This is a genomic window from Desulfovibrio sp. 1188_IL3213, from assembly GCF_036763145.1.
Taxonomy (GTDB): domain Bacteria; phylum Desulfobacterota; class Desulfovibrionia; order Desulfovibrionales; family Desulfovibrionaceae; genus Desulfovibrio.
Window position 1 is genome coordinate 1 of record NZ_JBAIYR010000196.1, and the last position, 4,154, is coordinate 4,154.

3 protein-coding genes are annotated in these 4,154 nt (G+C 58.1%); 1 reads left to right on the top strand and 2 read right to left on the bottom strand.

Annotation, left to right across the window (positions count from 1 at the left end; genetic code table 11):
* Positions 1–701: 701 nt before the first annotated feature.
* A complete protein-coding gene (locus V6C16_RS08665) occupies positions 702–1,178 on the bottom strand; it encodes a hypothetical protein (RefSeq protein WP_333535970.1) in 477 nt (158 codons plus the stop codon).
* Positions 1,179–1,562: 384 nt separating this feature from the next.
* Here V6C16_RS08665 and V6C16_RS08670 point away from each other — a divergent pair, with 384 nt between their 5' ends.
* Positions 1,563–2,354, top strand: a complete 792-nt coding sequence (locus V6C16_RS08670; protein ID WP_333535969.1) for a class I SAM-dependent methyltransferase — start codon at positions 1,563–1,565, stop codon at positions 2,352–2,354.
* Positions 2,355–2,628: 274 nt separating this feature from the next.
* On the opposite strand, the gene V6C16_RS08675 is transcribed toward V6C16_RS08670, so the two are convergent.
* Complete coding sequence (locus V6C16_RS08675; RefSeq protein WP_333535968.1) at positions 2,629–4,068, bottom strand: ATP-binding protein; 1,440 nt, start codon at positions 4,066–4,068, stop codon at positions 2,629–2,631.
* Between the last annotated feature and the right edge of the window lie 86 nt (positions 4,069–4,154).

Here is a 4,154-nt window from a genome sequence, read left to right on the forward strand (position 1 = left end):
CAGCGCCAGGCCGGGCGCCGGACCGGGACAGCAGCCCCCTGGCAACCGCAGGCGATTGCGACAACAGGCCGCCGTCCACAAAAAACATGCCCTGCTTACACTTTCGGGCCAAATATTTTCGTTTCTTTATTATTAAACAACTTCAGATGATTGAATATATATTATCATGATTCAGATTGGCACACCCCACGTCTTGCCGCCTTATGGCATGCCTGAACCCTTGAGGCGCACCATTTTTTCGTGCACATTGCTCTAGATGTAATGTTCCAATAGGTTGTTCACCCTGGCGAATCCGGAACGCCGGTACGATTTTTTAGAAAATCCATATCGCGAACGGTGTCGGTCACGCCCGCTCTGGCGATGTTGCACCGCCCCGCTTGCCGGGCATTTCCCCTGTTACGGCCCGACTCGGGCAGCCCCAGCCTGTTTCTGCTGCACAGAACCGGAAAGCACAATAAAATACAACACCCTTTCATGAAAGGCATAAAAAAGGCTCCCCAGATGATGGAGAGCCTTTTGACATAACGCTTTTCTACCTGACGGGGCAGCACGTCAGCACATCCGCGCCACGGAATGCTTTCAGGGCAAAATTGCTTCGACTGTTACGACAAAGAAAGTTACGGACGAAGACAGCAGCGCTGCATCGCCGTCAAGCAAACATTTCAAGATGAAAATGCTCTACCAGCTCTGCGGCATGGCCGCTACTTCCACAGGCTGCTGTACTTGGCGGCGATGCCGTCCGTGCGCTCCACCAGCCTGTCCACCAGCCCGTCCACTTCTTCATAATTGACGGTGCCAAGTTCACGGGCCAGAAGGTATCCAAGATATCCCTTGCCCTGCTTGAAAACCCAGCACACCGAATAGACCGAGCCGACACCCGGACGATCAGGAAACTCGGCCTTGCTTTCCAGCATGACGTACAGCTTGGGCTGATCCTTTTCTTCATCATCATTCAGGGTAAACAGGCTGCTTTTGTTAAAGCGCTCTTTAAGGCTCGTGCCAAGTCGCGCTCCGATGCTGTCCGTGCCTTCAAGGGATACGCTGACCACGGTCACGCGGTCCGCGCCTTTTTCGGGCTTGTCCTGCACAGGCTTGCCTGCCTGCGGCGTGGCCGCCGCCGCTACGCCCGCCACTGCCAGAACGCAGATCAGGGCCAGAATGCCAAATATTTTGTTCATGCCTTCTCCCTCAACGGTACAGAATGTGCGGCAGGCAGACGCCTTGCGGCACTAGAGCGGATTAACTTTGAGAATATACATTCTCAAAGTTTAAGGCACGCTCACTTCGGCGTTTAACCGCGCAGATAAACTGCGCTTACGCCTCCGTAGCGAACGTCTGCTCACGCAGCCGCCAGAGCAATTTCAAAGTGAAATTGCTCTAAAGCCGCAAATGCCTCTCTGCCGCAATCAGTCTATATAAAATTTAGAAAAATGAAAAGTACAGTCTGGCCCCGCCGGGGCTGCCCCGCAGGCTTTGCCGCGCCACAACGCCTGCAACACTTTGTTACAATTTGTCATACTGGACACACAGTTTGCCGCCTGCCTGCTGCTATATATGAAACCATGCATAATGAAACCGCTTTTTCGCGAATACAGACTCCTGTACCCGCACCTACGGCAAAGGATCTTTTCCGGCAGGGCATGGACTATCTGCGCGACAGGTGGCCCCTTGGCCACTCCCTGCCTGTACCCCTGCACTTTCTTCAGGAAACCAGCAGTGCGTGCGACTCGCCGCCGTGGCATGTGGAGGCCGTGGCGCGCAGAAACCCACGCAGGCACGTGTGCATTCCCTGCGGCTGGATAGCCCGTTACCTGCCGAAAAACACGCCTGTTTTCGAGCCGGGCTGCGGCAGCGGGGCCAACCTGCTGTGGCTGGCCCTCAAGGGCTTTACCAATCTTTCCGGCAGCGACATTGACCCTCGCGTGCTCCATTTCAGCGGGCATTTGCAAAAATATCTGGGCCACAGTCTGGAAACCTGGCAGGACAATGCCCTGTCACCCGCCCGGCTGCCTGAAAAACAGGGGGCCATACTGTCGGTCAACTGGCTGTACCACCTGCCCGGCGCATCGCTGGACGCCTTTATGGAAACGTACAGGCCCTGCCTGAAGCCCGGCGGCTTCTTTGTTTTTGACGTCATCAGCGACAGATACAACGGCGTGACCAACAACCAGTATCATACCGAAGACTGGCGCAAGCCCGAACACCTGCGGCGGCCCTCGGAATATACTTTCCGCCTGTCGCATGAAGATGTGGAACACCTCGCGCGCAAACACGGCTTCCGGGTTTTGCGGCGCACCCTCATCCACAGCCGCCCGCAGCGCTGCGCCTACATACTCGGCAGAACCGCTCTGTAAGGACCCAGCGCCCACAGATGCAGCCTCGTGATTTTGGTTTTATTCCGGCAGGCTGTTTTTTCGCCTGCCGGGCATGTCGGCAGGGCGCACACCGGGGCAGGCCGGAACCGGGCGGCCCCCGTTTGAGCCTGTGAATCTGCCTGGACCTGCCCGTAAATAGCAGGCGACGACAGGACATGGCAGAATGTGACAGCACGGCCCAACCCTGCCGCTGTCCTGCTGCTGTCTGCCGCCCCGTTCCAAAACCTTCCCGCGTATGGCGGGCCTTGTGGCCTCAGGCGTGGCGTTCATCCATCAGCGGCAACTCCAGCCGCGCCCTGAGGCCGCCCTGGGGCAGATTATCAAGAAACAGCGCGGCTTCATGCAGGCCTGCCATGCTGCGGGCTATGGAAAGCCCAAGGCCGTGTCCGCCCGTGTGCCGGTTACGTGAGCCTTCCACACGAAAAAACGGCTCAAAAACCTTTTCCAGCAAGGCCGGGGGCATCCCCGGCCCCTTGTCGTCAATATCCACGCGCAATACGTTTTTCCCGCCGGGCAGCGCCTGAACAGAAGCGGAAAGCACAGCCTCCCGCCCATAACGCAGGGCATTGTCCAACAGGTTATCCAGACAGCGGCGCAGGGCCACAGGATAGATAAGGGCCGGAAGCTCAAGCTCCGGGCCGCGCAGCGTCACGTCCTGGCCCATTTCACGGCGATCCTCCACAATGGATTCAAGAAACGCCTGCATATCCACCCTGACGCGGTCTTCCGTATGCCGGTGGCACTGGGTCATGGCCGTACCCATTTCCACGATGGAATGCAGGCTCTGCACGTCTTCCAGCATCTTCTGCCGGAACGTCCCGGGGGGCGTGCTTTCAAGCCGGAGGCGCATGCGGGTGAGCGGCGTGCGCAGATCATGCGACAGGGCGGCAAAAACCCGCTCCCGTTCCTCCATGATGCCGCTGATGCGCTTTTGCATGGCATTAAACGCCTGTGCCGCGTGGCGCACCTCGCTGGGTCCTTCGTCCGGGACCATGTGGGGCAGGCGCTGCGAGGAACCGAATTTTTCCGCAGCCCGCGCCAGGGTGCGCAAAGGACGCACCAGCCTGTAAACAATGAGCAGCAGCAAGGCCGCAAAAACGACAAATTCCAGGCCAAGCACCACAAAGGGCATGTCTTCAAGATGGGCGCGGTGGGCAGGACCGTCATAGCTGATGCCCAACCATGAACCGTCGGCAAGTTTTATGGTCAGACGGGCCTCAAACGAGCCGGACACGTCCCATAAGGAAAAAAATCTTTCAAAAAGCGAGGCCCACTGCCCGGCCTCTTTGCCGAGAATAATAACCCTCACCTGCGCCTGCATGACCCTCGGCTGCTGGCCGGGCGCGGCCAGATCGTCCAGCGCCTCGCGGATGTGCTCCAGAAAAAAGCGCGAAAGCGTATCTGTCCCCTGCGGCATGTCGGGCTTTTCATCCAGCATTTCCACCCGCACATCTGAAAACCGCGCCAGACCGCGTATAAGCGCGGGCCTGGCTTGCGCCGGTTCCGCTTCAAACATGCGCACGCACAAGGCAATGGTGGCGCTGTGATTAGCCAGCATATTCTGCACCATATGGCGCTCAAAAAAGTCGGCCACGGTAAGGATGGTCACGGTATGCAGGATAAAAAAGGCCCCAAGCAATAAAAGGCTCAGCCGCGAAAACAGGCTTTGGGGCAGGTGGCGGTCGGTGTTCATGCGCTTTCCCGGCGCACTTCCGCCGCCCAGATGTAGCCGTCGCCGCGCACGGTCTTTATGAGCGCGGCCTTTTCGCCGCCCTTGTC